Annotated in this window: 24 protein-coding genes and 3 pseudogenes; 15 read left to right on the top strand and 12 right to left on the bottom strand. The window is 63.0% G+C overall.

Going from position 1 to position 26,464, the window contains the following annotated elements:
• Window positions 1-15: 15 nt before the first annotated feature.
• Complete coding sequence (locus CIC12_RS17600) at window positions 16-1,236, bottom strand: alpha-hydroxy acid oxidase (protein ID WP_168665375.1); 1,221 nt, start codon at window positions 1,234-1,236, stop codon at window positions 16-18.
• 280 nt (window positions 1,237-1,516) lie between these two features.
• Entirely contained in the window at window positions 1,517-2,446 is a 930-nt protein-coding gene (locus tag CIC12_RS17595) for an IclR family transcriptional regulator (RefSeq protein ID WP_168665373.1), read from the bottom strand.
• Between the two features lie 267 nt (window positions 2,447-2,713).
• On the opposite strand from CIC12_RS17595, the gene CIC12_RS17590 reads away from it, so the two are divergent.
• Window positions 2,714-3,427, top strand: coding sequence for a 4-carboxy-4-hydroxy-2-oxoadipate aldolase/oxaloacetate decarboxylase (locus tag CIC12_RS17590; RefSeq protein WP_168665371.1), 714 nt, complete (start codon window positions 2,714-2,716; stop codon window positions 3,425-3,427).
• 40 nt (window positions 3,428-3,467) lie between these two features.
• Here CIC12_RS17590 and CIC12_RS17585 read toward each other — a convergent pair whose 3' ends face one another.
• From CIC12_RS17585 to CIC12_RS17545, 9 genes are all read right to left on the bottom strand, one after another.
• Window positions 3,468-4,775: a TRAP transporter large permease subunit gene (locus CIC12_RS17585; protein ID WP_168665369.1), complete on the bottom strand. Its 1,308-nt coding sequence runs from the start codon at window positions 4,773-4,775 to the stop codon at window positions 3,468-3,470.
• On the bottom strand, window positions 4,772-5,320 hold the full coding sequence (locus CIC12_RS17580) for a TRAP transporter small permease (RefSeq protein WP_168665367.1): 549 nt from the start codon (window positions 5,318-5,320) through the stop codon (window positions 4,772-4,774). Before CIC12_RS17580 ends, CIC12_RS17585 begins: the two co-directional genes overlap by 4 nt.
• A gap of 9 nt (window positions 5,321-5,329) precedes the next feature.
• Window positions 5,330-6,349, bottom strand: a complete 1,020-nt coding sequence (gene dctP / locus CIC12_RS17575) for a TRAP transporter substrate-binding protein DctP (RefSeq protein ID WP_168665365.1) — start codon at window positions 6,347-6,349, stop codon at window positions 5,330-5,332.
• 58 nt (window positions 6,350-6,407) lie between these two features.
• A complete protein-coding gene (locus tag CIC12_RS17570) occupies window positions 6,408-7,355 on the bottom strand; it encodes a GTP-binding protein (RefSeq protein WP_168665363.1) in 948 nt (315 codons plus the stop codon).
• The gene (locus CIC12_RS17565) at window positions 7,352-8,524 is read right to left on the bottom strand and encodes a CaiB/BaiF CoA transferase family protein (RefSeq protein ID WP_168665361.1); all 1,173 of its coding nucleotides are present in this window, start codon (window positions 8,522-8,524) and stop codon (window positions 7,352-7,354) included. The genes CIC12_RS17570 and CIC12_RS17565 overlap by 4 nt, the downstream gene beginning before the upstream one ends.
• On the bottom strand, window positions 8,521-8,976 hold the full coding sequence (locus CIC12_RS17560; RefSeq protein WP_202984874.1) for a cobalamin B12-binding domain-containing protein: 456 nt from the start codon (window positions 8,974-8,976) through the stop codon (window positions 8,521-8,523). The genes CIC12_RS17565 and CIC12_RS17560 overlap by 4 nt, the downstream gene beginning before the upstream one ends.
• Window positions 8,973-10,607 (bottom strand): acyl-CoA mutase large subunit family protein, encoded by a 1,635-nt coding sequence (locus tag CIC12_RS17555; protein WP_168665359.1) that lies wholly within the window; start codon window positions 10,605-10,607, stop codon window positions 8,973-8,975. Before CIC12_RS17555 ends, CIC12_RS17560 begins: the two co-directional genes overlap by 4 nt.
• Window positions 10,608-10,683: 76 nt before the next feature.
• Window positions 10,684-11,481 carry an enoyl-CoA hydratase/isomerase family protein gene (locus tag CIC12_RS17550; RefSeq protein ID WP_168665357.1) on the bottom strand — a complete coding sequence of 266 codons (798 nt, stop codon included), beginning with the start codon at window positions 11,479-11,481 and terminating at the stop codon, window positions 10,684-10,686.
• A 51-nt stretch (window positions 11,482-11,532) separates the two neighbouring features.
• Window positions 11,533-12,264 (bottom strand): IclR family transcriptional regulator, encoded by a 732-nt coding sequence (locus CIC12_RS17545; protein WP_168665355.1) that lies wholly within the window; start codon window positions 12,262-12,264, stop codon window positions 11,533-11,535.
• 367 nt (window positions 12,265-12,631) lie between these two features.
• Between CIC12_RS17545 and CIC12_RS17540 the strand changes: the two genes are divergently transcribed.
• The 4 genes and pseudogenes from CIC12_RS17540 to CIC12_RS17525 all read left to right on the top strand — a co-directional run.
• Window positions 12,632-13,918 carry an MFS transporter gene (locus tag CIC12_RS17540; RefSeq protein ID WP_168665353.1) on the top strand — a complete coding sequence of 429 codons (1,287 nt, stop codon included), beginning with the start codon at window positions 12,632-12,634 and terminating at the stop codon, window positions 13,916-13,918.
• A gap of 19 nt (window positions 13,919-13,937) precedes the next feature.
• A complete protein-coding gene (locus CIC12_RS17535; protein ID WP_168665351.1) occupies window positions 13,938-14,804 on the top strand; it encodes an amidohydrolase family protein in 867 nt (288 codons plus the stop codon).
• A gap of 36 nt (window positions 14,805-14,840) precedes the next feature.
• A complete protein-coding gene (locus CIC12_RS17530; protein ID WP_168665349.1) occupies window positions 14,841-15,620 on the top strand; it encodes a class II aldolase/adducin family protein in 780 nt (259 codons plus the stop codon).
• A gap of 271 nt (window positions 15,621-15,891) precedes the next feature.
• Window positions 15,892-15,990 (top strand): annotated as a pseudogene (locus CIC12_RS17525) (IS5/IS1182 family transposase); the annotation flags it as partial.
• 33 nt (window positions 15,991-16,023) lie between these two features.
• On the opposite strand, the pseudogene CIC12_RS17520 reads toward CIC12_RS17525, so the two are convergent.
• A pseudogene (locus CIC12_RS17520) lies at window positions 16,024-16,131 on the bottom strand (acyl carrier protein); the annotation flags it as partial.
• 161 nt (window positions 16,132-16,292) lie between these two features.
• Between CIC12_RS17520 and CIC12_RS17515 the strand changes: the two are divergent.
• From CIC12_RS17515 to CIC12_RS17470, 10 genes and pseudogenes are all read left to right on the top strand, one after another.
• On the top strand, window positions 16,293-17,015 hold the full coding sequence (locus CIC12_RS17515; RefSeq protein WP_168665347.1) for an IclR family transcriptional regulator: 723 nt from the start codon (window positions 16,293-16,295) through the stop codon (window positions 17,013-17,015).
• Complete coding sequence (locus CIC12_RS17510) at window positions 17,012-18,736, top strand: hypothetical protein (protein WP_168665345.1); 1,725 nt, start codon at window positions 17,012-17,014, stop codon at window positions 18,734-18,736. Before CIC12_RS17515 ends, CIC12_RS17510 begins: the two co-directional genes overlap by 4 nt.
• 10 nt (window positions 18,737-18,746) lie before the next feature.
• Window positions 18,747-19,502, top strand: coding sequence for a hypothetical protein (locus CIC12_RS17505; RefSeq protein WP_202984873.1), 756 nt, complete (start codon window positions 18,747-18,749; stop codon window positions 19,500-19,502).
• Complete coding sequence (locus CIC12_RS17500) at window positions 19,496-20,461, top strand: membrane dipeptidase (RefSeq protein WP_168665343.1); 966 nt, start codon at window positions 19,496-19,498, stop codon at window positions 20,459-20,461. The genes CIC12_RS17505 and CIC12_RS17500 overlap by 7 nt, the downstream gene beginning before the upstream one ends.
• A gap of 45 nt (window positions 20,462-20,506) precedes the next feature.
• On the top strand, window positions 20,507-21,589 hold the full coding sequence (locus CIC12_RS17495; protein WP_168665341.1) for an extracellular solute-binding protein: 1,083 nt from the start codon (window positions 20,507-20,509) through the stop codon (window positions 21,587-21,589).
• Between the two features lie 66 nt (window positions 21,590-21,655).
• Window positions 21,656-22,552, top strand: a complete 897-nt coding sequence (locus CIC12_RS17490) for an ABC transporter permease (protein WP_238812684.1) — start codon at window positions 21,656-21,658, stop codon at window positions 22,550-22,552.
• Between the two features lie 5 nt (window positions 22,553-22,557).
• Window positions 22,558-23,364: an ABC transporter permease gene (locus CIC12_RS17485; RefSeq protein WP_168665339.1), complete on the top strand. Its 807-nt coding sequence runs from the start codon at window positions 22,558-22,560 to the stop codon at window positions 23,362-23,364.
• Window positions 23,365-23,430: 66 nt separating this feature from the next.
• Window positions 23,431-24,495: an ABC transporter ATP-binding protein gene (locus CIC12_RS17480; RefSeq protein WP_168665337.1), complete on the top strand. Its 1,065-nt coding sequence runs from the start codon at window positions 23,431-23,433 to the stop codon at window positions 24,493-24,495.
• 58 nt (window positions 24,496-24,553) lie between these two features.
• Window positions 24,554-25,948, top strand: a complete 1,395-nt coding sequence (locus CIC12_RS17475; protein WP_168665428.1) for an aspartate aminotransferase family protein — start codon at window positions 24,554-24,556, stop codon at window positions 25,946-25,948.
• A 266-nt stretch (window positions 25,949-26,214) separates the two neighbouring features.
• Window positions 26,215-26,464, top strand: a pseudogene (locus CIC12_RS17470) (histone deacetylase family protein); the annotation flags it as partial.

Raw genomic sequence — 26,464 nt, 5'->3', positions numbered from 1 at the left:
AGCGCAGCCTTCTCTCTAGTCGAGGTCCGGCACCGTGTCGCGCACGAGCCGGGCGAGCGCATCGTCCGACGGATACTCGAGGGGTCGCTCGCGATACAGGTTGGCGACGCCCAGTTGACTCAAGCTGGTGCAGCCGATCTGCGCCATCACCGTGTCGACTTCACGCCGCATGATGTCGATCGCCTTCTTCACACCGGCCCGGCCACCGGCTGCCGCACCATACAGAGTCGGCCGGCCGAACGTCACGGCGCGCGCGCCGAGGCAGATTGCGGTGACGATGTCCGAGCCGCGCCGCACGCCGCTGTCGAGCATCAGTTCGACCCGCTCGCCGACTGCCGCACGGATCGACGGCAACATCTCGACAGGCGACGGTGCGCTATCGAGTTGCCGCCCACCATGATTCGACACGATGATCCCATCGACGCCGGCGTGCATCGCCATCACCGCGTCCTGGGGATGCAGGATGCCTTTCACCACGAGCTTGCCCGGCCACAGGCTGCGGATGCGATCGAGCGAGCGCCAGGTCATCGCCGGTGCTGGCGTCAGCGTGCCGTACAGGTCAGCGACATCGCCGGCGCGCGCACCGGGTGGCGCGTAATTCGCCCAGTTTTTCATCATCGGCATGCCGCCGCTTCGCAGGTAACGGATCACCCAGACCGGATGCCCCATTGCTTCGAACACGATCGCAGGGGTCATCTTGAGCGGCCGCGTAAAACCATTGCGGCGGTTGCGTTCACGGTTCGAATTGACCGGTATGTCGATCGACAGCACCAGGGTTTCCAGCGCCGCGTCGCGGGCGCGGCGCACCAGGTCGTCGTTGATCGTTTCGTTGCGCGTGCCGTAAATCTGGAACCACGTGTTATGCGGGGCGATCTGCGCGGCTTCCTCGATTGAGTCCGTGCTCGCGCTGGACATCAGATACGGAATGTTCGCAGCGGCCGCTTCGGCAGCCAGCATCAGATCGGCGTGCGGCCGAAACAGGCCGGCCAGGCCGGTTGGCGAAATGCCGAACGGGCTGCTATAGGTGCGGCCCAGCAACGTGCAGGATTGATCGCGTGTGGTCACATCGACCAGATAGCGCGGCAGGAGCCGGAAGCGGCGGAACGCATCGCGATTTCTGGCGAGGCAGAACTCGTCGTCCGCGCCGCCCTCGATGAAATCGAAAGCGATTCTCGGCAGCTTTCTTTTGGCCTGTGTCCGCAGGTCATCGAAGTTCACGGCCTTCTCGATGTTCATGCTCGTCCCTGTTGGATAGCGCTCCGATTTATTGTGTGGGCGCCCTAAGCGATCGGCAATCGATCAATGCCGCTGCGTTTTGCAGTGTGAAACTTTGTGCATTGCGGCACTGGCGCGCGCACGGGATCTCGCGCACCGGCAACGGCCAGAAGTGCAAATGATCGGGTTTGGAGGGAACATTCACGGAGACGATGGGGAACCGGACGGGCGAACGCATGCCGGGAAAGCCATTTGAAAAGGCAACCCGGCTGACGCGACGAGGGGCGGATAGCCCACGCGCTCAGGCGTGGCTCGCGTCCGCGCAGAAGACCACCGCCCGAGGCGCTTCGGCCATCAACGCTTCGCAAGCTTGGTCCACGCGCGATTCCGGCAGCGCTTCCGGCCAGCTCATCAGACAGACGGCCGCCATCGGCTTGCCGGGCCGCCCGAAAACCGGCACCGCGACCGCATGAATGCCCGGCACCACGTCGCCCAGGTTCACCCCGAAGCCGTAGGCTTGCGAGCGTCGATACATCTGCTCCAGCGCCTTCAGACGCACGTCGCCGCAGCGTGAGATTTCCTGCTGGATGTTGTTCGCGCGGATCGCAACTGCCTCCGGCTCTGGCAGTGCGAGCAGGATCGACACGCCCCCGGCCGACGTGATCAACGGACGGCGCGTGCCCACCTCCACCGAGACGGCGCGGAGATCCGAATCGCCGGCACGCATCGCGCAGACGTATTCCGAACCACTACGCACCATCAGGAACGCAAGGCCGCCGAAGCGGCGCGCCAGCGCGGCGAGACGTTCGCGGCAGGCGTCGTCGGAGTTGATATGGCCCGGCACCGAAAGGCCAAGCTCCCACAGAAGCGGGCCGGGCAGATAGCGGCGGTCTTCCGCCCTTTGCTGCACCAGCCGCTCACGGATCAGGCAGGCCAGCAGCCGGTGCGCCGAACCCTTGTCGATGCCGCAACGCGCGGCGAGATCGCCCAGTCGCCAGCCGGTGCGATGACGGGCGGCCAGTTCCCGCAGCAGGCTGATCGCGCGTTCGAGACTTTGGGTTCCCGAGCGCAGCGGCGGGTCCTGCGGTGAATACAGCGAGGGATGATTGGCGTCGAACTGCGTTTGAGCCTCGCGTAACGCGCCAGACGAATCGGCGAGCGGCGCGTAGCTGTGGGCCGCCATCGATGTCGAAGCGATCTCGCCGTCGGCTTCACAGGTATCGAGCCTCATTGCTATTCCTCGAACTTTTGGCAATGCCCCTCGCAGTTGCGACTGCACAGGCGTTGCGATGCACCGCTCGCGCGCAGCCGATACTAGCGCGCGGCCCGCGGCATCGCCGCCAGGGAATTCCCGCAAACGGTGCGTATCGCCCTGCGTCTGAACCGCGGCCAAACCGGGGCCGGACAACGGTTCACATTGCAAAACGGCGCTGCGCCGCGCGCTTGTCCGCTGCGTCGGGCCGCTTCAATATCGGAGCGCATATCGACGGAGAACGTAATGGCCATTTCCAGCGTATTCCTGCAGGTTGACCGGGTGGACCCCGCCATCTGTGACCGCGCGGCACGACTGAGTGTCGCCGATGTCCACGAGGCCATGGGACCGAATGCGCGCGCCGGTCTGATGACTTCGCGCATGCGCGCGCTGAACCGGGGCCTGACGATTGCCGGCCCCGCCATCACTGCGATGAGCGCGCCCGGCGACAATCTGATGATGCACCGCGCACTCTATCTCGCGCAGCGCGGCGACGTGCTGGTCGTGGTCACTCATGCAGAGAGCTCGGGTGCGCAATGGGGCGACGTCGCCGCGCATTACGCCGTCGAAAAAGGCCTGGCAGGGGTGATCGTGCAAGGCTGCATACGCGATACCAACACGCTGGAGAGGATGCGCTTTCCGGTCTGGTCGACGCTGATTTCGCCCGCACGTCCCGGCAAATCCGGACATGGCATGGTCAACACGCCGGTCAGTTGCGACGGCGTGCTGGTGCATCCCGGCGACCTGGTGCTCGCGGACGGCGACGGCGTCGTGGTCGTCCCGAAGGGCGATGCGGCCAGAGTGATCGATGCGGCCGTCCAGCGCATGGAGCGCGACGAAACCGCGATTCGCGCGATTGCCGCAGGCGGACATCCGTGGCAATTGAGCGGCGCGGCGGACTCGTACGCGCAACTGGACGTGGCGGAACACGACGCGCCGTATCCGCGTGGCAATGCTTAGGCCGGGCGGCATGAAGTCGTTCATCTCGCACCTGTCCGGGCTAGGCGGGACCGCCGAGCCAGGTTGTCAGCCCCGGGAAGATGCCGATGATCGCCAGCACCGCCGCCATGATGAACACATAAGGCAGCGTGCCGAGCACGATGCGACGCAACGGCACGTCGGGCGCCACGCTCTGCACGACGAAGAGATTCAATCCGACGGGCGGGTGAATCAGCGCCATTTCCATATTGATCACGACCACTACGCCGAACCAGATCAGGTTCCAGTGATAGGCCTGCACGACCGGCACCAGTACCGGCATGGTGACGACGATGATCGCGATCGTCTCCATGAAGCAGCCCAGAAAGATCAGCAGCAGATTGATGCTGATGAACAGCACCCACGGTTGCACATGCGCGCCAGCGACGGTTTGCGTCAACGACGCCGCCACCTGGCTCGTCGTCATCACATAGCCGAACACGATCGCCGCCGAAATCACTGCGAGGATCATCACGCTGCTCTGGGCCGCGTTGATCAATATCTCCTTCAGCTTGTGCCAGTTCAGTTCACGATAGACCACGCCCGCGAGGATCAGACTTGCGACGATGCCGAGCGAAGCCGCTTCTTGCGGCGTCGCCAGCCCGCGATACAGCGAACCGAGAATGATCAGGATCAGCAACGCGAACGGCCCCACGTCCTTCAGCGCGACGATGCGCGCCTTCAGCGGCGCGAGTGGCGCGGTACGGCGCTCGCGCCAGGTACGCCGCCGCAATGCGAGCGCCATCTGGAAAACCGCGAACGACGCCGCCATGATCGCGCCCGGCACCAGCGTCGCGACGAACAGACGGCCGATGGACTGCTCGGCGATCACGCTATAGACGATCAACGGAATGCTCGGCGGCAACAGAATGCCGAGTGTGCCGCCGGCGGCCACGGATCCGCATGCCTGGCCCGAGGGCACGCCATGCCTGCGCATCTCCGACACCGCGAAGCCGCCGATGGCCGCCGCCGTCGCCACGCTCGAACCGGACACCGCCGCCATCACGCCGCACGCGAGCGTGGTCGCAACCGCGAGGCCGCCAGGCACACCGTCGAGAATCGTCGCGAGAGCACCATAGAGACGCGCGCCCATCCCGGATGCCGACACGATGGCGCCCATGAACATGAACATCGGCACCGAGGTCAGCGTGAAAGTGGCGACCGATCCCCAGTACGTGCTCGGAATCAGCGTGAGCGCATCCCAGCCGCCGCCGGTGATAAACAGCGAGCCCAACGCGATGAACAGCAGCGCGAATGCGATCGGCACCCCCAGCGACAGCACCGCAAGCAGGCCGCCAAACATGCCGGCGCCAATAAAAAGCTGATTCACTTGTCTCTCCCCAGCACCAGGTCCTCGACCGGAACCTCGTGCAGCGCTTGAGCGCGTGTGAACACCGTCATGGCAAACCGGACCAGTTGCACGAACGCGAGCAGCAACGCGCCGGCCGCGAGGCATGAATACGGAATCCACAGCGGCAGCGAGAACATGCCCCACGAACGCTCGCCGCTGATGTACGCGTCCCACCAGAACTGTACGGCGAGCACCGCGACGGCGATGGCAACCACGGCGATCACCAGTGTCGAGACGAATGCGAGCACGCGCTTGCCGCCTTCGCCGAGATGATGACTCAGCACGTCGACCTTCAGGTGCCGCGACTGCCACGCGAGCGCCGCCATTCCGACAAAGGTCATATAGGCCATCAGGTAAGTCGTGACCTCGGTCACCCACACGTCGGACAGATGCAGCGCTTCGCGTGCAAGCACGCCATACGAGATCACCGCGACCATCACGAGCACCGCGACGCCGACCGACAGCGCAATGCCCCGGCAAAACGCGTCGAGCAGCGCGGCGAAACGATCGAGTGGCTTGCGCATATCACGCCTCTACTTGTACAGCGCCGTGCTTTCGTCGAGCAGACGGCCGCCGTCAGGCACCTCGGTGCGGAACTTCGGAAAACTCACCTGCTGGAACAGTTTCTGCCACTGGGTCCATTCGTCGAGCGTCATTTTGTGGATCTGCACTCCGTGGCTCGCAAACAGTTGGGCAACGCGCCGGTCATCCGCTTTGGCGCCTTCGAATGCACCTTGTTCGAGGCTCTGGCCGACGTCGGTCATGATCTTCTGCTGCGCGGGCGTCAGGCGGTTCCACGTCTTCATGCTGATGGCGATCGGCTCGATGGTGTAATAGATGCTGTACTGTTCCGGCGAGTTGTAGTACTTCGCCACCTCATACAGCCGGTACGAGCCGAACGTGCCCGACGAGGTCCACAGACCATCGAGCAGACCGAGTTGCATTGCACTATAGGTTTCCGACGACGCCATCGACACCGTGCTCGCGCCCGCGCTTTGCAACGCCGCCTCCATCATCTTGCCGGCGCCCCGCACTTTCTGTCTGGCCAGATCGGCGGGCACATTGATCGGTTTCGACTTGGACGCCATGCCGCCAGAAATCTGGATCCAGCACAAAGTCTTGAAACCGTAAGCCTCCATCTTCGCCTCGAGTTCGCGCCACGGCGCGGATGTACGGAAGCGGTAGACATCGTCGGGTGTTTTCCACAGGCCGGGCAGCAGGATCAGATTCATTTGCGGGATCGCGCCGGCCGCGTAGATATATGGATAGATGGCGAGGTCGACGCTGCCGCTGCGCAGCGCTGTATGCATGTTCAGCGCCTTCACCAGCGACTCGGCGGGAAAGATGTCGATATGTATCTTGCCGCCTGATCGCTGCATCACTTCCTGCGCGAATTTCTTGCCGGCCGACACGACGTAGTCGTTCGGATCGTCCGGCCATTGATGCGCCATTTTCAGCGTGATCGTATCGTCTGCAAAAGCGGCCGGCGCGCCTGCCAGCGAGCACGCGAGCGCCATCAGCAGCGCGGCGATCAGAGAGCAAAGCCGTCTCATGCGGGTCTCCTTCCATCTCACGTTATTGTTTGTCCGGTGCATCCCTGCTGCTCTATCTTTAACCGGTTGGCTTCAGCAACTCCACAATACGTGCGTAGATTGCCGCCACGGGTTCTGAACGGGCATCGGCGGGCAGCGTGTCGATCAGTTCGGCAAGCCGGCGGTTCAGCAGACTGCGTGCATGAAACAGCGCCCGGTCCTGCGAGACCCGCACAGCGTCGACGTGGTCGCTGCGCCACTGCGTGTGCGCATCGATCGCGCCCGACAGCGCCTCGACCGACTCAGCCCGGTTCGCCGCGACCAGCAAAACTGGGGCGACACGTCGCCCATTTGAACGATTGCGCTCGAGCACGCTGCCAATGTCCTGCGCCATCCGCTCGGCCCCCGGCAGGTCGGCCTTGCTGATGACGACGATGTCGGCGGTTTCCAGCACGCCGGCCTTCATCGCCTGCACCTGGTCGCCGGATTGCGGACCCATGGTCAGAACCAGCGTGTCGACCAGCGCTCGCGCGCCATTCTCGACCTGACCGACACCCACCGTTTCGAGCAGGATTTCCGCGAAGCCTTCCGCTTCGACGGTGGCAAGAATATCGGCGAGATTGTCGGACAGACCGTCGCCAGACCAGCCGCTCGGCAGCGAACGGATATACACGTCGGTATCGGCGAGGAGCGCGTCCATCCGCACGCGGTCGCCGAGCAGCGCGCCCGAGGTTTTCGGGCTGCTGGGATCGATTGCAATGATCGCCATCGACTCGCCGCGCGGCGCACGGGCTTTCGCGAGGCGGCCGATCAGCGTGCTCTTGCCCGCGCCGGGCGGCCCGGTAAAGCCGATCCGGCGCGCGCTCGCCGGTGCATGTTGGTCCAGATGCCGCAACGCCTCGGACACGCTGGCGCCTGCGATACGCGACAAATCGCGAGCCAGCGTCCTGCGCGCGGCGACTGACACGCGGTGGTTGGCCCCGTCTGTCGCGTCCCGGTCCGTCGCGGTGTGGTCGGCGGTGCTCAAGTCGGCACCTCGCTGCACCAGCGCGCGGTGTGTTCGCCGAGCAGCGGCGGCAACGCATAGCGCGTGCGCACGCCGTCGATCCGGATGGGGTTGCCGATCACCTTCAACGGCCCCGCTTCCGAGTCGATCGAAACGACCATCTCGCGCGCCTGCACCTGGGCGCTCGCAAGCGCTCCCTCGATCGACTCGAGCCGCGACACCACCACGCCCGACGATGCCAGCCGGTCGAGCCAGTATTGCGTGGTCTCATTCGCGAACATCGTGGATAAAGCATCGATCACCTGCGTACGCTGCAGGCGCCGCTCCGCCATCGTCGCGAAGCCGGGTTGTGTGATCCACTCGGGATGCCCCACCCGTTGCGCGAAAATCCGCCAGAAGTTGTCATGGGTGATGAACAGCATCAGCCAGTCGTCGCGTGTTCTGAACAGTTGCGCGGGCACGATGTACGGGTGAGACGACAACGGATAACGCCGCGTCCTCTCGCTGCCGTTCAACACTGCACCCGCGACGTAATTCAATTGCGACACCATCACGTCGAACATCGCGACATCGACCTGACCGCCGCGTCCTTCGACGATCTTCGCCAGCAGGCCGAGCGCGCCCATGATGCCGGTCGAGTTGTCGACCGCCGAGTAACCGGTTTTGGTCGGAGGACCTTCGGGGTCGCCGGTCAGATTCATCATGCCTGTCAGCGCCTGGATCACATAGTCGTAGGCGGGTAGTTCGGCGTGCGGACTGTCGAGGCCAAAACCGGTCATCGCGACACAGACGAGCTTGTCGTTATGTACACGCAAGCGGTCGTATGTCAGACCGAGCTTGCGGATCGCCGAGGGCCGCAGATTGGTCAGCAGCGCGTGCGAGTCGCGTACCAGTGCGGCAAGCGCCTGCTTGCCTGCGTCGCTCGCCAGATCGAGCACGACACTCTGCTTGTTGCGGTTCAGGCTCGCGAAATAGGCGTTGTGCGGGCCGATCGCATGCGGACTGATGGAGCGGCCAATATCGCCTTCGGCCGGCTCGATCTTGATGACCTCCGCGCCGAGATCGGCAAGCAGCATTCCGCAATACGGGCCCATCAGCATATGGCCGATCTCGATCACGCGGATGCCGTGCAGCGGGCCAGGCGTCGCGGTCGCTGTTTCGCCATGCGCGGCGCTCAAAGGCGCTCTCATGCCAGCACCCTTGCGACGGCATTGATCACGTCGTCGAGCGGCATATCGCTGGTGAAGACGCCGCGGATACCCGCCGCGAGAAACGCCGCGCGGTCGTCCGCTGGAATCGTGCCGCCGACGAACACCGGGATCTCGCCCGCGCCGTGTTCGGCGAGCAGCGCGACGGTGCGCGAGACCAGTTCGTTATGGCTGCCGGACAGAATCGACAGACCGACTGCATCGACGTCTTCGTCGACGGCAATCCGCGCGATGTACTCCGGGCTCTTGCGCAAGCCCGTGTAAATGACGCTCGCGCCGGCATCGCGAAACGCAAGCGCGATGATCTTCGCGCCGATATCGTGGCCGTCAAGCCCTGGCTTCGCCACCAGAATGCGTTTGCCCTTCAGCGCGCCGACAGTTGGAACAGCCAGCCCGGCGCCGGCATCAGGGACCGCGTGAGATGAACTAGTCATAGATGAACCGGCTCCTCGAATTCGCCCCACTGTTCCTTCAGACGCGCCACCATTTCGCCGATCGTTGCATACGCGTGACAGCAGTCGACCAGATACGGCATCAGATTGCCCTCATCGTGCGCGGCGGCACTGCCCAACGCGTCGAGCGACTTGCGTACTTCCGCCTGGTTGCGGGTGTCGCGCACGCGCTGGAAGCGCTCGGCGACCGTCGCGCTCGCTTGCGGATTCAGATGAAACAGCTCGCCCGGCTGCTCGGCCTGATTCTCGCGGCGAAAGCAGTTCTGGCCGACCACCAGTCGTTCATCGCCGTCGGTGTCGCGCTTGCGTTGCAAAGCGCTGCGTGCAATGCGCAATTGCAGCCAGCCGTCTTCAATCGCTTTGACCGCGCCGCCGTACGCATCGATCTCAGCCATCAGTTCGCGGATCCGCGTTTCGGTGCGATCGGTCAGATCCTCGACGAAGTACGAGCCCCCTAACGGATCGACCGTGCGCGCAATCCCGCTTTCATAACCGATGATCTGCTGCGTGCGCAGCGCCAGTTCGGCGGAGAACTCCGTGGGGATCTGGAACGCTTCGTCATACGCGCAGGTGAACACGGACTGCGCGCCGCCCATCACCGCCGCGCAGGTTTCGATCGCGACGCGCACCACGTTGTTGTACGGCTGCGCCGAGGTCAGTGACGAGCCGCCGCACACCACGCCGAAGCGGAACATCTGCGCCTTCTCGTCATCGACGCCATAGCGCTCCTTGATCAAACGCGCCCACACGCGCCGCCCCGCGCGGAATTTCGCCACTTCCTCGAACAGGTCCATGTGGACATAGAAGAAGAAGCTCAAACGCCGCGCGAACTTCGCGACATCGCCGCCACGCGCGACCACGGTGTCGACGTAAGCGAGGCCGTTGGCGAGCGTGTACGCCATTTCTTCGACCGCCGTGCAGCCGGCGTCGCGCATATGTGCGCCGGCAATCGAGATCGGGTTGAAGCGCGGCGATACTTCGTTCGAGTACAGGATCGAATCGGCGATCAGGCGCATCGACGGTCTGACGGGGAAAATCCACGTGCCGCGCGCTACGTACTCTTTCAGGATGTCGTTCTGAATCGTTCCGGTGAGCCGGTCGCGCGGCACCCCATGCTTGTCGGCGCAGGCCACGTACATCGCGTAGATCATCGCCGCCGTGCCGTTGATCGTGAACGAAGTGGAGATCCTGCCAAGGTCGATGCCCTTGAACAGCAGTTCCATCTCGGACAGATTCGACAGCGATACGCCCACCTTGCCGATCTCGGAGCGCGCCATCGGTTCGTCAGGATCGAGTCCGCATTGGGTCGGCAGATCGAGTGCAACCGACAAACCGGTTTGCCCCTGGTCCAGCAGAAACCGGTACCGTTCGTTCGATTCCTCGGCCGTGCCGAAGCCAGAGTACTGACGCATCGTCCACAGACGGCCCCGGTAGCCGTCCGGAAAGATGCCGCGTGTGAACGGAAACTGGCCGGGTTGGCCGACGCCACCGTCATTGCGCGCTGCTGGAGTTTCGTCAGGGCCGACCACCACCGGCACGTGCAGGCCGGACGGTGTACGGTCCGGATGCGGCATGCTGATCGTTTCGTCGAGTTCGGCTGCACTTGCCTTCATGCTCGCTTGCTCCTTGTCGTGCCGAGTGGCGATGCTGCGCTCGCCCGTGGGGTGAAAAGCTATCGCGCTGCGTCCGTCAGGTTTCGGCGCGGCGTCGATCGAGAAACTTTCGCGCCGCTTTCCAGTGCTCGGGCGCGGTCCACGTCGCGACAAAAGCTGCCCGTTCTTCGGCGCCGGTGGCCTCGCGAGCCAGCTTGCGATGTGAGGTACCGAGCCGCTTGATCGCGCGCACGACGTGCGGCGCGCGTTCGATAAACGGCAGCGCGAATTGCGCGACACGCTCGTCAAGCGACTCGCCTTTGTTGCATACGGCGTCGATCAGACCCAGTGCGCAGGCGTCTTGCGCGCTTAATACGTCGGCCGCGGCAAGCAGGCGCATCGCGCGGGCAGAACCGAGCAACGGGAACAGATCGGCGGCGCCGCTAAAGCCAGTCGTGATGGCCAGCGTGGCCTGCACGAAGCCCATGCATGCATGCGAGGCCGCGACCCGGTAGTCGCACGCCATCGCCAGTTCCGCGCCGCCGCCGAGCGCCGTTCCGTTCAATGCCGCGATGACAGGAACTGGCGTGGCGCGGATCGCATCCAGCGTCGCGGCCGCGTGATCAAACAATGCAATGGCGTCCGCTTCGCTACGCAGCGAGTCGAACTCGCGCAGATCGCCGCCCGCCGCAAAGCTGCGCTCGCCTGCGCCCGACAGCACCACGAGATGCAACGCCGCGTCCTGGGCCGCGTCATCGAACGCGCTGCGCAGCGCGTCTAGCGTCGCGCGGTTGAGCGCATTGCGCTTGTCCGGACGATTGATCGTCACATGCAGCACACCGGCGCGCACAACACTCAATACGGACGCAGCAGCGGCCTCGCCATGTTCATTCATGCGTGTATCTCTCCTTTATCAGGCGCCAATGCGATTCAACCCGGCGCCGACTCACGGCTTTGCCTGCTCGATGCTGCGCTTCGCGTCGAGTAGAACCGCCGCGATCCGTTCTATCTCGCCTTCCATCCTGTGACGCGGCCCGGCAATCGCAATCCCCAACACGTCGCGATTGACATCGACGGGCACGGCAACGGCGAACACATCGCTGACACTCTCGCCGCGCGTCACGAAATAGCCGCGTTCGCGCGACTGCGCGATGTCGTCGAATAACGCGTCGGCCGACGTGAGGGTATGGTCGGTGACCGGTGTCATTGCCGAATCCAACAGTTGACGGCGCAATTCGGCAGACTCGACGCGACTCAGCATCGCCTTACCGATCGACGTCGAATGCAAGGGTTTCAGCGCTCCCGCCGCTGCGCTGTAACGGATGGTCTGCGGCCCTTCGAGCACGCTCAGATAAATGATCTCGTTCTGTTGCCGCTTGCCGACAATCACCGTTTCTTGCGTGGCTTCGCGCAGCGCTTCGAGATGTGGTTCGAGTCTTTCCAGATACGGGTCGTGCGCGATGATCTTTGCGGCCATGTCGTACAGGCGCCGGGTTGGAAACAGGTCTTTCCTGCGGCTCGTCAGGTACAGGTAGCCACGCTCCATGAGCACTCGCACGATGCCGTGGCTCGTGCTGACAGGCAGACCGGCAGCCTCGGCGAGTTCGCTGAGCGTCAATGGACGGCCGGCTGCCTCGAAGGCTTCGAAAATTCCTAGCGCGCGATCGGTCGGTTTCATTTTTCGCCAGTTAGAAAAATAATTTGTCATTTCGAAATCAGTCTAGGCGATACGAAGGCGGCATCACAGTCGAGTTTGCTAGTCGGAAACCCTGGGACAGAAGCCGAAACACGCTGTCTCACGGGCTCCCAGGCGAAGGCTGCTTCCCGCTTTCTTGACAGCTTAAAAGGCGACTCCTATATTCGTTACAGATTTTTCGAAACTGTTTTCGAAATAGCGAAAAATAAGTCAAACGATCGCGCTGGCTGCCGATGCGGCACGACGCGCAGAGTCGGCCAGTTGCGCACGGGCTTCCAGGCTCGACGATTCGGAACCCGAATTGTCTGAAGCCTTCGCCGAACCAGGTGCAGCCCATCAGGAGACAGACATGTGGATGAGGGAGCTCGACAAGACTGAGCGGCAGACCATGGGCGGCTGTTTCCTTGGCTGGACGCTGGACGCGCTCGACGTTCAGGTCTACAGCTTCGTGATTCCGACGCTGCTGGTGAGCTGGCACATCACGACAACCCAGGCAGGCATACTCGGCACCGTGACCTTGCTGGCATCGGCGCTCGGCGGCTGGTTGAGCGGCATCGCCGCCGACCGTTTTGGGCGCGTCGCGGTGCTACAAGGCACGATTCTCTGGTATGCGGTCTTCACGTTCGCCAGCGGCTTTACGCAGAATTACGACCAGCTGTTCTTCTGCCGCGCGCTGCAAGGTTTCGGCTTCGGCGGCGAGTGGGCTGCCGGCGCGGTGCTGATCGGCGAGACGGTTCGCGGCGCGTATCGCGGCCGGGCGGTCGGTTTCGTGCAGAGTGGCTGGGCCGTCGGCTGGGGACTGGCCGCGTTACTTTTCGGCCTGTTCTTTTCGTTCCTGCCGGAACATCTCGCGTGGCGCGCGCTGTTCTGGATCGGACTTGCGCCCGCGTTGCTGGTGTTCTGGGTGCGACGCCACGTGCCCGAGTCGGGCGTATTCACCCAGGGCCGCCGCGAGCGGGCCAATATCGGCGTGACGCAGCAACTGCTCGCGATCTTCCACGCCGACTACCTGCCCACCACGATCAAGGTCTCGGCGCTGGCAATGGGATCGATCGGCGGTTCATACACGTTTCTGATCTGGCTTCCCACCTATCTGAAGACCGTTCGCGGACTGTCGGTGATCGGCACGACCGCTTATACGACCGTAATGATCGCGGGCGCATTCGTCGGCTTTATTCTCGGCGCCTATCTCGCCGATGCGATCGGCCGCAAGTGGACCTTCGTCGTCAGCGCGCTCGGCTCGGCAGCGATCCTCGGCGCCTACATGCTGATGCCGATCGGCAATCACGCCATGCTGGTGCTCGGCTTCCCGCTCGGCCTGTGCGCATTCATGATGTTTTCGCCGATGGGCCCCTACATGACCGAACTTTTTCCCACGCGCATTCGTGGTGCGGGTCAGGGCTTCTGCTACAACTTCGGTCGTGGGATCGGCGCACTTTTCCCGGCGCTAGTAGGCAAGCTGACCACCGTCATGGGGCTCGGCAACGCAATCGCGATCTTCGGTATCGCTGCGTACGCGGTGATGCTGCTCGCCGTCGTGCTGCTTCCGGAGACGCTCGGCCGCCCGCTGCCGGAAGACATGGAATACGTCCCGCAAGCAGACGGCAGCGCCGCGAGCAGCTACACCCCGTCCTGATCCATCGGGAGTTCTGTCGATGCCTGATAGTTGTCAGCCGCCCCGTACCACGATCGAAGCGCCCATCACGCGCGCGCCGGCCGGCGCGTGCGATTGCCACATCCATATCATCGGGCCGTTCGAGCGCTATCCGTTGAGCGAGCAGCGCGCTTACACGCCGCAGCTGGCGTCGCTGGGTCAATACGAGCATCTGCAGGCGGTGTTGGGAACCACGCGTGTCGCCATCGTTCAGGCGAGCGTCTATGGCACGGACAACCGCTGCACGCTCGACGCACTCGCACACTTCGGAACCGCCAGCAGTCGCGGCGTGGTCGTGATCGATCCGTCGATCGCCGACGCGGAACTCAGGCGGATGCATGAAGCGGGTGTGCGCGGCGTGCGCGTCAACCTGGTCACGGCGGGCGGCCCACCGGTCGATCATCTGACCGGGCTGGCCGCAAAAATCGCTCCGCTCGGCTGGCATACGCAGCTTTATGTGAACGGCGAACAGTTGCCCGATCTCGCGCCGCTTTTGCGCGGCCTGCCCACCGATGTGGTGATTGATCATATGGGCCAGATACCGGCTGCGCTGGGACTCGATCACCGCGCTATCGGCACGCTGCGCGCGCTGCTGGACGGCGGCCGCACGTGGGTCAAGCTGTGCGGGTACCGCTCGTCGAGTGCGGGCTATCCATTCGACGACGTCGATCCGCTCGCGTCCCTGCTCGTATCGACGGCGCCCGAGCGTTGCGTCTGGGGCACAGATTGGCCACACCCTTCATTCAAAGGCACGATGCCCGACGACGGTGAGTTGCTCGACGCATTGATGCGCTGGGCACCGGATATCCGATCGCAGCAGCGCGTGCTGGTCGACAACCCGGCCGCGCTTTACGGTTTCGATCGCTGACGAACGCTATGCGCGACATCTGAACAGGAGAGCAATATGTTGATGGAACCCCCGAAGCACTCGCCGGTAAAGGACATGGTTTCGGAAGCGGAATGGCAAACCCGTGTCGACCTCGCGGCCTGCTATCGGTTGATGCCGCATTTCGGCTTGAGCGATCTCGTCTACAACCACATCACCGCCCGCGTGCCGGGAGACGAAACGCGGCTGCTGATCAACCCCTATGGCTTCATGTACGAGGAGATCACCGCGTCGAGCTTGCTGACGATCGATATCGACGGAAACGTTCTGCTCAACCCCACTGAGGGAATTTACGGCGTCAACGCTGCGGGTTATGTGATTCACAGCGCGGTACACGCGGCTCGTCATGACGTGAAGTGTGTGATTCACACGCACAGTCGTGGCGGAATGGCAGTGTCTGCGCTCGCCTGCGGACTATTGCCGCTTACGCAGACCGCGATGCGATTTCATCCGGTGGCTTACCACCACTATCAGGGTGTCGCCGTCGATCTCGATGAACGCAGGGCATTGGCCGCCGATCTGGGCCAGGCCGAAGTAATGATCTTGCGCAATCATGGATTGCTGGTCGCGAGTGCTTCGATTGCGCAGGCTTTCAATGCGATCTACTGGCTTGAAAATGCCTGCCGCGCTCAGGTCGATGCAATGGCTTGCAACACGTCACTACAGATGCCGCCGCAGGATGTTATCGACAAAACCGCACATCTGTATAAGCCGGAGACGCGCCGGCCGTATGGGGAAATGGAATGGCCGGCGATGTTGCGCTTTCTTGACCGGCGCGATGCTTCATACAGGAACTAGCCGGAAGAACGACAGATGGTGACTCTGATGCCTAAGGTCGATTTTGGTTGCGGCCCCGCGAGTGATGTACAAATCGGTACTGTATCGAGAAGCGCTCCCATTATGCCGCCGAGTTCAGGTCGATCCCGGATTTATCACGCACTATCATGTCCGGTAATCCGGAGAAGCCCGCCGAAGCGCACCTCCTGTTTCTTTCGCCCACGCATGCGACTCATGCATGCGGTGAATTCGTCATGCAAGCCTGACAAATAATCGTCAGTCCACACGAACTACCCTGCGTGATGCGCTGGTCGATGCCATTCCTTACACGCGGGGCACGCGGGGCCGTCCCCTGCACAAGCCACAAATCGTTCAGGGTGGCCGGGGTTATCCTCGTCGAAGATAAGCGTCGGTCAAGCACATATTCCAGTTCTCCGAAAAGGTGCGCATCGGGTGTCACGCGTTCGGGCTCGATCGCGAAGTTTTCATCGAAGATCACGCGGATGCGTTCAAGGAGCTCGATGTCGGTCACTGTTATCCCCCATTCTTCGTGTCGCCCGATTCATGCTCGGCCCCGCCCGATGCGAACGTAAACCCGGACCGAATTTCCTTTGACACGCTTTTTTGTGGCCTATAGCATGTTCTAAATAGAAGACAGCGTCTTCTATAAGAAGACACATAGGAGAGATCGGCATGTCTGTACGTCCGTTGTCATCGGTACTCAAATCGCTGACGGTGCTCGATGCGGTCGCGAGCGCGGTCCGTCCTGTCGGGCTGTCCGAAGTCGCCCGCGCCGTCGGCGAAGCGCGCGGCGCGACCCTTCAGCGGCTGGTCACGCTCATCGAAGGGGGCCTGGTCGAGCAAACGGAAGCAGGCGCTTACCGCCTCACGTTGCGCATGGTCCGCTATGCGAATGCCGCGATGGAACAGGCGAACCTCGGCGCGCGCGTCGCGGATGTCCTTCAGGATCTGGTATCGGAAAGCAACGAAACCGCTTCGCTCGCGGTACTCGACGGACCCGAAGCAGTCATCGTGCGCCGCGTCGAATCACGCGGCGTGTTGCGCGCCGATCTGCGCGTGGGCGCGCACCTGAACCTGAAGCTCACCGCGATGGGACGCATCCTCGCGACACACGCGACAACCGCGCAACGCGAGCGCTGGATCGAATCCGGCACCGAACTGCCCGACGCCGAGACGATGCAAAAGATTCGCGACGAAGGCTTCGCGGTCTCCGGCGTGACGGGCCCGCGCAGCGTGTCCGCGGTCGCCGCACCGATCTTCGACGAACGCGGCGACTGCGTGGCAACCATCGCGCTGTCCGGCCCCACCGCCGGCTTCGAATTGAAGAGCTGCGCAACGCTGATCGTCGCCGCGGCGGAACGAATCAATGCACGTCTGAAAGGAGATACCCAATGAGCCTCGCGCTCAACACGACAGCCTCGACAGGATTGCAGGACCTTGTCAGGCAAATGCGCTCGCCATCCGAACTCATGCAGCCCGAGCGCCTCGCTTCCATCCAGCCTTCACGTATCAGCGCATCGCGTGCGCTAATCTCGCGCGCGATTCGCGAGCGGTGGCAGATCGTCTGCACGCGCTTCGATATCGACAGTCGCGGAAATGGCGTCGCGCAGTACCGGATCGACATCGGAAGCTGGCGTTTCTCGTTCCCCGTATTCTCGAAAGAGCCGTCGCCGGAAGGCCGCACGGGACGTATCATCGGCCGCTCGTGGGACATGATGGGCGCGCTGATCGAAGGCAATCTGAGCGACGCCGACTTCGCGACCACGCAGATCGAACTGCCGAAACTTTACGAGGGACGCGCGACACCAGGAACGCTGATCTGGTGCCGCTCGAACCGCAGCGGCCGCTTCTTCAATCACGCGCTCAATGCGCTCGCGTCCGGCCACCAGCCCGACGTCGCGGAACTCGCCCAGACCTGCTATCTGATGCGCAATACGGGGCTCGACGGCAATGGCACGTTCGGCACGCGTTCGTTCCTCTCGCTCGAAGCCGATCATCCGCTGCGGGCATCGCTGTCCGCACAGATGCTCTGCGCGTACATGATGCGCGTATTCGCGCAAGACCTGCTCGGCCACCTCGCGCGTGCAGCGTCTTCGAAGAGCGTCGAAATGGCCGGATCGTTGCGGCGTTTTCTCGGCGTTGGCAATGGCTCGGCGCTTGGGCTGATGCTGTTCGTCAACAACCATCCACGCCTGATCGACCGCTGGCTTTGGATTCGCGAAGAAGCGCTCGCGCGCGCGCGGACGCTTTCGCCGAGCGTGGCCCAGATCGAAACACTCGCGACATTGCTCGACAAAGCGATCGCGTTCCGGCGTCAGGACCGTGCGGCTTATGAGGCGGTGGCAAGCAGCGCCGTGGTGGCCGATTCGCTCGACACGATCCGCACAGAGGTGCGCGCGATGCTCGAACGCGTGCGGGGCGGGCAGTTGCAACGTGCGCAGCCTTTCGCGGCGCTGTGCACATCGCTCGAAGGACGTGTGCATCAGGAAGCCATCGAAACGCTCTACTCGCTTCTGATCGAACTCGTACCCGAAGAAGCGGACGCGCTCGCTCAATCGCTCGTGATCGATGAGGAACTGACGTTGCGCCCTGACATGCGCGTCGGCCGTCTGCGTGAGATCGTGCGCAACGACTACGCGTGGGCCTTCGCGATGAACATCGCCGAAGAAGCCGCGTGCTATGTCTGGTACAAGTCCGTGACGGCGGAAGAGCCGCGCCGCGGCCCACGCGAGGAAGTGGGCCACGCGATCAACCTCGCGCTGGACCTGCCGCGTCAGGTCGTGAAACTCGAAGCTGACCTCGCGAAATACGATCCGTCCTTCAGCACGGCTGCATTCCTGCTTGCGAATCCGTGGTATCGCGCGATCGTCACGCGCGTGCAGGCACTGCACGGCACGCACTTTCACTCGCCGCACGCGGACATTATGAGCGAGGGATTCGTGCCCGCGCACATCACGCGATTACTCAACGTCGGCATTCACGGCATCGACAAGACACGCGACTTCCTGAACCGCAATCTGCGTGGCGTGCTCTTTCACGGTGCGCCGACGCCCGAAGACGTTACGAATGGGTGTGCCGATCCGTACTGGTACTACCCAGCCGAACCGACCTTGTGAGTATCGACCTATGCAAACCGATCAAATGACTGTCAGCCTGCGCGAAAGCCGCCTCGTTCTGGAGCGGCTGATGCAGGTAATACGCATAGATGAAGGCCTGGTTCCGATGCTGCGAGACTGCGCACTGTACTCGGCGGCTCTTGGCCTTTCCGGCTTCAAAAATTTGACTTCACATTTAGGATTACTACAAGGGCAACGCATCAAACCGCTTTCGCTAAAAAGGGAAGTTGGTACCAGTGACGCAGCCGCGCATGTCGACTGCGGTGGACAGCATGCGTGGGTCGTTGCTCCGACGCTCGTCGATCTCGCGGTGGATGCACTAACGGCGGCCGACCGCCCTGCCGTGTTCATCGTCGAAGGCGTGACGCAACCGCATGAACTGCATGTGTGCCAGGCGCTTGGCGAAGCACATGAACTCGAAGCCGACGTCTCTGAGCACAACGCTGCATGGCGTGTAGCGTTCCGCCGTGCAACGGATACAAATCGCGAGACCACGCTGGAGCGAATCATCAGCAAAGGGCTGCCGGTGGAACGCACGTTGTGGTGGCAGCTTTTCCATCGCGCCAACGATGCGCTCGCGCCCGATTCCTATGAATCGCGGCGTCATGCAGGTCCGATCATCGTCGACGCGGAGGGCCACGTAATCGGCCGCACCGACGAAGACGAGACCGACCTCTCGCTCCTCTACACAGGCGCAACGCCGCTGGCTGAAACATCGGCCGCTGCGCCTTCGTCATCTCAAGAATCGAAGGAGAACTCATGCTGATCGATGCTCTGCAATGTGGACACTTCAACCGCGAAGTGTTCGAAGACCTGCGCGCCAACGGCTATACGTGTGTCACGCCGACACTCGGTTTCTGGGAAGGCACGCTTGAATCGATGGACTCGCTCGGCCGCTGGCGCGATATGGAGCGCGAGTACGCCGACATCATCGTGATCGCGCACAAGAGCGCCGATATTCGCCGCGCCGACGAGGAAGGCAAGCTCGCCGTGGTGCTCGGCTATCAGAACAGCAACCTGTTCGAAGACCGGCTTGCATATGTCGAGCTATTCGCCGACATGGGCGTGCGCGTCGTGCAGCTCACGTACAACAACCAGAACGAACTCGGCGGCAGTTGCTACGAAACGAACGACAGCGGCCTCGCCCGCTTCGGCCGCGAAGTGGTGCGCGAAATGAATCGCGTGGGCATCGTCGTCGATTGCTCGCATGTGGGCGATCGCACCACGCTCGATGCGATCGAATGGTCGCATAAGCCCGTCGCAATCACGCATGCGAACGCGCGCGCGATCTTCGATCACAAGCGCAACAAGAGTGATGCGGTGCTGCGCGCGCTGGTGGAGAACGGCGGCGTGATCGGCTGCGTCGCGTATCGCAACATCACCCCGCAGGACGCGTGCACGACGGTCGATGCGTGGTGCGAGATGGTCGCGCGCACGGTCGACCTGACCTCGATCGATACCGTAGGCATCGGCACCGACTACAGCCACAACACAGGGCAGCCGGACCTCGACTGGATGCGCAAGGGCCGCTGGACCCGCTCGGTGCAATACGGCGCCGGCTCCGTCGCGAATCCGGGCAAGACGCCGAAACCCGATTGGCTCAAATCCGCGGGCAGCCTGAACACGGTTCATAACGGTTTGCGGCGCGTCGGCTTCAGCCCCGAAGAAGTGCACAAGCTGACCGCAGGCAACTGGCTGCGGCTCTATCAGGCAGTTTTCGACTAGACGTCCATGAAGAAATCCTTCTCGACAAACAATTCAGAGGCAAGCATGAAGAGCGACGACCGTTTTTCGCTGGACCTATCGATGTCCCGGCGCGGTTTTCTGCGCGCGGCAGCAGCAGGCACCGCGCTCGTGGCCGCACCGTATGTGCGCCGCGCGGCGGCCGCGGACGACAACGTGCTCTACGTGAACACGTGGGGAGGCAACTGGGAAGCGGCGGCACGCAAGTTTTTCTTCGATCCGTTCACGAAAGAAACGGGCATACAGATCCGGACCATCTCGCCGATTTCGTTTGCCAAGCTCGCCGCGCAGGTTCGCAACGGCACGTATCAGTTCGACGTGACGACGCTCGGCGTAACGGACGTCGCGCGCGCGAACGCGGCGCAGTTGATCGAACCGGCGAAAGGCAATCTCGACGAACACTCGCTGTGGCCAGGCGCCGTCTACGAAAACGGCCTCGCCACGCATGCGTTCGCGAACCAGATCGCCTATCAGAAGGACGCGTTCCCAGGCGGCTCCATTCAGAACTGGGCGGACTTCTGGGACCTGAAGAAGTATCCGGGCGCGCGCAGCCTCCAGCGCTACCCGACCCGCGCAATCGCATATGCGTTACTGGCCGACGGCGTCGCACCCGAGCATCTGTTCCCGTATGACCTCGACCGCGCATTCCGCGCACTCGATCGCCTCAAGCCCGCGATTCGCGTGTGGTGGACGGAAGGTCCACAGTCGCAGCAATTGCTGCGCGACGGCGAAGTGAAGGCGATCGCGATCTGGAACGACTACGCGCATACGGTGCAGAGCACGTCGAAGACGCCAGTCGAGGTGGTGTGGAATCAGGCCGTGATCGACAAAGGGTGCTGGGTCGTCGCGAAAGGGACGCCGCGCGCGAAGAACGCGTGGCGTCTGATCCAGCACATCGCGAACAACCCGCAAGGTCTCGCGCAGTTCAATGCGGTCGACGGTTCGGGTCCGCTGAATCCGAAAGCGTTCGACTACATGGACGCGCAGACGCGGCAGAACGCGCCGACGCTGCCCGAGCACATGCAGCAGGCGGTCGCGCTCGACGGCGTGAAGCTGCTGCCGCAACTGGATCAGATCGCTACACGCTTCGACCGCTGGATGACGTTGTAAGCACTACCGCCGTGCCTGCGCGGGAGTCGGGCATCCCGCGCAACTTTTAACTTGTGGAGGAATTCCATGGCTGACTCGACGGCCCCAACCATGGCGATCATCGAAGACACGCATCAGCCCGGCAGGCGCGACGACGACGCCGCGCTCCGAGGTCCCAACCCGTTTGTCCTCTATGTGCCCGCGTTGCTGTTTCTGACCGCGTTCTTTCTGGTGCCGCTCGGCTACGTGCTGTACATGAGCGTCACGGAGCCCGCTCTCGGCCTCGGCAACTTCGCCGATCTGCTCGGCTCCGAGCACTTTCGCGCGGTATTGCTGCATACGTTCAGCACGTCCGCGTTCGTTACGCTGTGTGCGCTCGTCTTCGCCTATCCGCTCGCGTACGTGGCGGCCACCGGCACACCGCGAATCGCGCGCGTTCTGCTCACGATTCTCGCGCTCAGCTTCTGGACCAGCTTTCTTGTGAAGACCTATGCATGGATGGTGATACTTGGCGTGAGCGGCCCCCTTTCGGCGATGCTCGAATGGTTCGGCTGGCGGCCCGCGCCGCACATGCTGTTCACGTCCTTCAGCTCCACGCTCGCGATGACGCACGCGCTCGCCCCCTTCATGGCAATGGCGCTCTATGCGGTCATGAAGCGCATCGACATGCGTCTCGTGCGAGCGGCAGAGAGTCTCGGCGCGAAACCGTGGCGGGCGTTCTGCGAGGTGTATTTGCCGCTCAGCGCGCCTGGCGTCGTCAACGGTTGCACGCTCGTCTTTATCACCACGCTCGGGTTCTACGTGATGCCGGCGCTGCTTGGAAGTCCGCATGAACAGATGGTGTCGGGCGTTGTCGGCGATCAGATCGAACAGGTGCTCGACTTCGGCATGGCCTCCGCGATGTCGATCGTGTTGCTGATACTCACGCTCGCCGTGTTCGCCGTTTATCACCGCTTCGTCGGCCTCGACCGTCTCTGGAAGTAACGACCATGAAATTCGCCCGCCTGCTCGCTTGCCTGATCGCGGCTGTGCTCGTCGCACCGCTCTTTGTGGTGGTGCCGATGTCGTTCAGCTCGACCGCATCGCTCGAATTTCCGCCGCCCGGCTGGTCCGCGGCCGGCTACGCGCGCTTTCTCGCGTCGCCCGACTGGATGGGCGCGCTCTGGCACAGCATCCTGATCGCGTCGTGCGCGACGCTGATCGCGCTGGCCCTAGCGATTCCCGCGTCGTTCGCTTTGGTGCGTCACACGTTCTTCGGCCGTGGCGCGTTCAACCTGCTGCTGATGATGCCGATGATCGTGCCGCAGATCGTCATGGCGCTCGGCTATTACGCGTACTTCGGCCGTCTGCGCATGAGTCAGTCCTTCGCGGCGCTGATCATCGCGCATACGTGCCTCGCGCTGCCCGTCGCGACGCTGATCCTGACCGCCGCGATCCGCACCTTCGACCGCAATCTCGAACGCGCGGCGATGAATCTCGGCGCGCGTCCGATGCAAACCTTCTGGCTCGTCACGTTTCCCGTGCTGCGTCCGGCGATGCTGGTCGCCGCGCTGTTCTCGTTCATCCAGTCCTTCGACGAAGCGGTGATCGCCGTATTCCTCGCCGGACCGGACACGGGGACGCTGCCGCGTCAGATGTTCAACAGTTTCCGCATGGAAGCCGACCCGGTCATTTCGGCCGCGTCTTCGTTCCTGCTCGCGATTGTCTGCGCGGCGATTCTGGCGCCGCTCGCCGTGCGGATCGTGCGAGGACGCGCCGCCGAAGTGCCTGCGCGTGCCAATGCAGCGCGCACCTGATCACCCGCCGCCGGTCAGCCGCGCAATCGTCTCGCGCATTTCATCATCTATTCGTTGAGGTTCCCCATGCAAGCCCGTTCACTGACGCTCGACAGTGTCGTCAAGACTTACGATGGCGAACATCGCGCCGTCGATCGTGTGTCGCTCGATATCGAAGCTGGTGAGTTCGTGTCCTTCCTCGGACCTTCGGGCTCCGGCAAGACCACCACGCTGATGATGATCGCCGGTTTCGAGCAGCCCTCTTCCGGCTCGATCCGCATCGCCGGCCGCGCGATCGACCGCGTGCCTGCCTGCGATCGCAACATCGGCATGGTGTTTCAGAACTACGCGCTGTTTCCGCATCTGAGCGTCGCCGACAACGTGGCGTTTCCTCTGCGCATGCGGGGCGTCCCGAAAGCCGAGAGGAAACGCCGCGTTGCTGCCGCGCTGGAGATGGTCGGCTTGGGCGGCTTCGCGTCGCGGCAGCCCGCAGCATTGTCGGGCGGCCAGCAGCAACGCGTGGCGCTGGCGCGCGCTCTCGTGTTCGAACCCGACGTCGTGCTGCTCGACGAACCGCTCGGCGCGCTCGACAAAGCGATGCGCGAACACATGCAGATCGAGCTGAAGCGCATTCACCGCGACCTCGGTGTCACGATGATCTATGTGACGCACGACCAGACCGAAGCGATGACGATGTCCGACCGAATCGCCGTGTTCAACGCGGGGCGTATCGAACAGATCGGCACACCCAGCGAAGTGTATTTCGAGCCGCGCACGCGTTTCGTCGCATCCTTCGTCGGCGACAGCAATCTCTTTGAAGGACGCTCGCTCGGCGATGGCCGCTTCACGCTCGACACCGGCGACTATCGCGCACGCAAGCATTTCGGCACGACAGCGGGCGATCCAATCGACGTGCTGCTGCGCCCCGAAATGATTCACTGCGGCGAAGCGGTCGCGCGCAACGGTTGCGACGTGCAGCTCGAATTGCTGATCGACACGATGGTCAACTATGGCGACAGCGTGCTGCTGAGCGGACGGTGCGACAGCACCTCGTTGCGCGTGCGGGTGCGCGGTCCCGAGGCACGCGATCTCTCGCTGGGAGCGCGCTGCCCGGTCGGCTGGAAGTCTAGCGACCTGCACGTCGTGGCCTGAACCGCACACACGAACATAAACACGAACACATAGAAGAAGGAGTCAGCGGATGAACGCAATGAACGAACCCGCGCACAAGAGCGCGTTGCAACTGAGCGATGAAGCGCACCTGCTGCATCCCTATACGAACCTGAGCCTGCACGAAAGCGTCGGCGCGCATGTGATTACCGGCGGCGACGGCATTCATGTAATCGATGAAGCGGGCAACCGCTATATTGAAGGTCTAGGCGGACTGTTCTGCGCGGGCCTCGGTTTCAGCGAAGAGCGGCTCGTGCAGGCTGCGATCCGGCAGATGCGTGCGATGCCGTTCTATCATTCGTTCGCGCACAAATCGGCCGCGCCGACCATCGAGCTTGCCGGGAAGCTGCTTTCCATCGCACCGGTGCCGATGTCGAAAGTCTTCTTCGCGAACTCGGGCTCCGAAGCGAACGACACGGCCGTCAAGCTGATCTGGTATTACCACAACGCGATCGGCAAACCGCAAAAGAAAAAGATTATCTCGCGTCTGCGCGCGTATCACGGCGTGACGGTCGCCTCGGCGAGCCTTACCGGTCTGCCACTGAATCATCGCGATTTCGATCTGCCGATTCAGGGCATTCTTCACACCGACTGCCCGCACTACTATCGCAACGGCTTGCCTGGCGAAAGCGAAGAAGAGTACGCGACCCGTTGCGCAGACAATCTGGAAGCGCTGATCCTGCGCGAAGGTCCAGAGACCGTTGCCGCGTTCTTCGCGGAACCCGTGATGGTTTCCGGCGGCGTGATCGTGCCGCCCAAAACCTACTTCGAGAAGATTCAGGCGGTATTGCGCAACTACGACATCCTGTTCGTCGCCGATGAAGTCATCTGCGGCTTCGGCCGCACAGGCAATATGTTCGGTTCGCAGACGTTCGGAATCGAGCCCGACATGATCAGCGTCGCGAAGCAACTCTCGGCGGCCTACATGCCGATTTCGGCGTTGATGATCAACGACCGCATTCATCGCGTGCTGGTTGAGCAAAGTGCAAAGCTCGGATCGTTCTCGCACGGCTTCACGTATGGAGGCCATCCGGTTGCGGCCGCCGTCGCTCTGGAAGCGCTGAAGATTTACGAGGAAACCGACATCGTCGGGCACGTGCGCCGCGTATCGCCGCGCTTTGCGGAAGGCATCGCGCGGCTTGCGGTGCATCCGCTGATCGGCGAAACGCGTATTTGCGGACTCGTCGCGGGGATCGAGTTCGTGCGCGACAAGACCAGCCGCGAAAACTTTCCGCCCGAAGCGGGCGTGGCGGCCTTTGCCGGACAACGCGCGCGCGCGCACGGCGTGATCACGCGCGCGTTGGGCGATACGTTGAGTCTATGCCCGGCGATGATCATCGATGAAGCGCAGATCGACGATCTCATCGCCCGGATTGGGCGCGCGCTCGACGATGCTCTCGTGTATGCGCGTGAGCGTGGTCATTTCAACAGCTGAGAGCGGAGGGCTTCGCGACGAAGCGAAGCACAAGGCAGCGTCCATGAAACGCCCCTGCGCCCGCCGGGCGTACACCGGAGATCCGCACAGCGCCGGCCGCAAACGCAGCACGCGGCCTGACGCCTGACGCCTGACGCCTGAACCAACATTGCCTCTTTTGCGGCGCACCGGCGATCCGCAATCTTTGCCCCCCCCTGTTTAGCTATACGAATTGATGAAAGGTAATTGATATGAGAGCGTTCTATTCATCGCGGCAAACGCGTCACATGCCGAGTCGATCGTTCTATCGCGGACAATTCACCGCTGCGCACGAAAACGCGGCACGCACCGAAAGCCTGCTGCTTGCGCTGAAGCGTGCGGACATCAGCGCTACGGAACCTGATGACGCAGGCATCGCGCCGATCGCCGCCGTTCACGATGCAGGCTATATCGCCTTCCTGCGCGAAGCGTGGCAGCGCTGGCAAGCGGACGGCGCGGCGGGCGAAGTGATTCCGAATGTCTTTCCCGTCGCGCGCG

The sequence above is a fragment of the Paraburkholderia sp. SG-MS1 genome, from assembly GCF_012275575.1.
Lineage (GTDB): Bacteria > Pseudomonadota > Gammaproteobacteria > Burkholderiales > Burkholderiaceae > Paraburkholderia.
The sequence above is the reverse complement of the archived record's forward strand: the minus strand, read 5'-3'. Positions and strand labels throughout refer to the sequence as shown.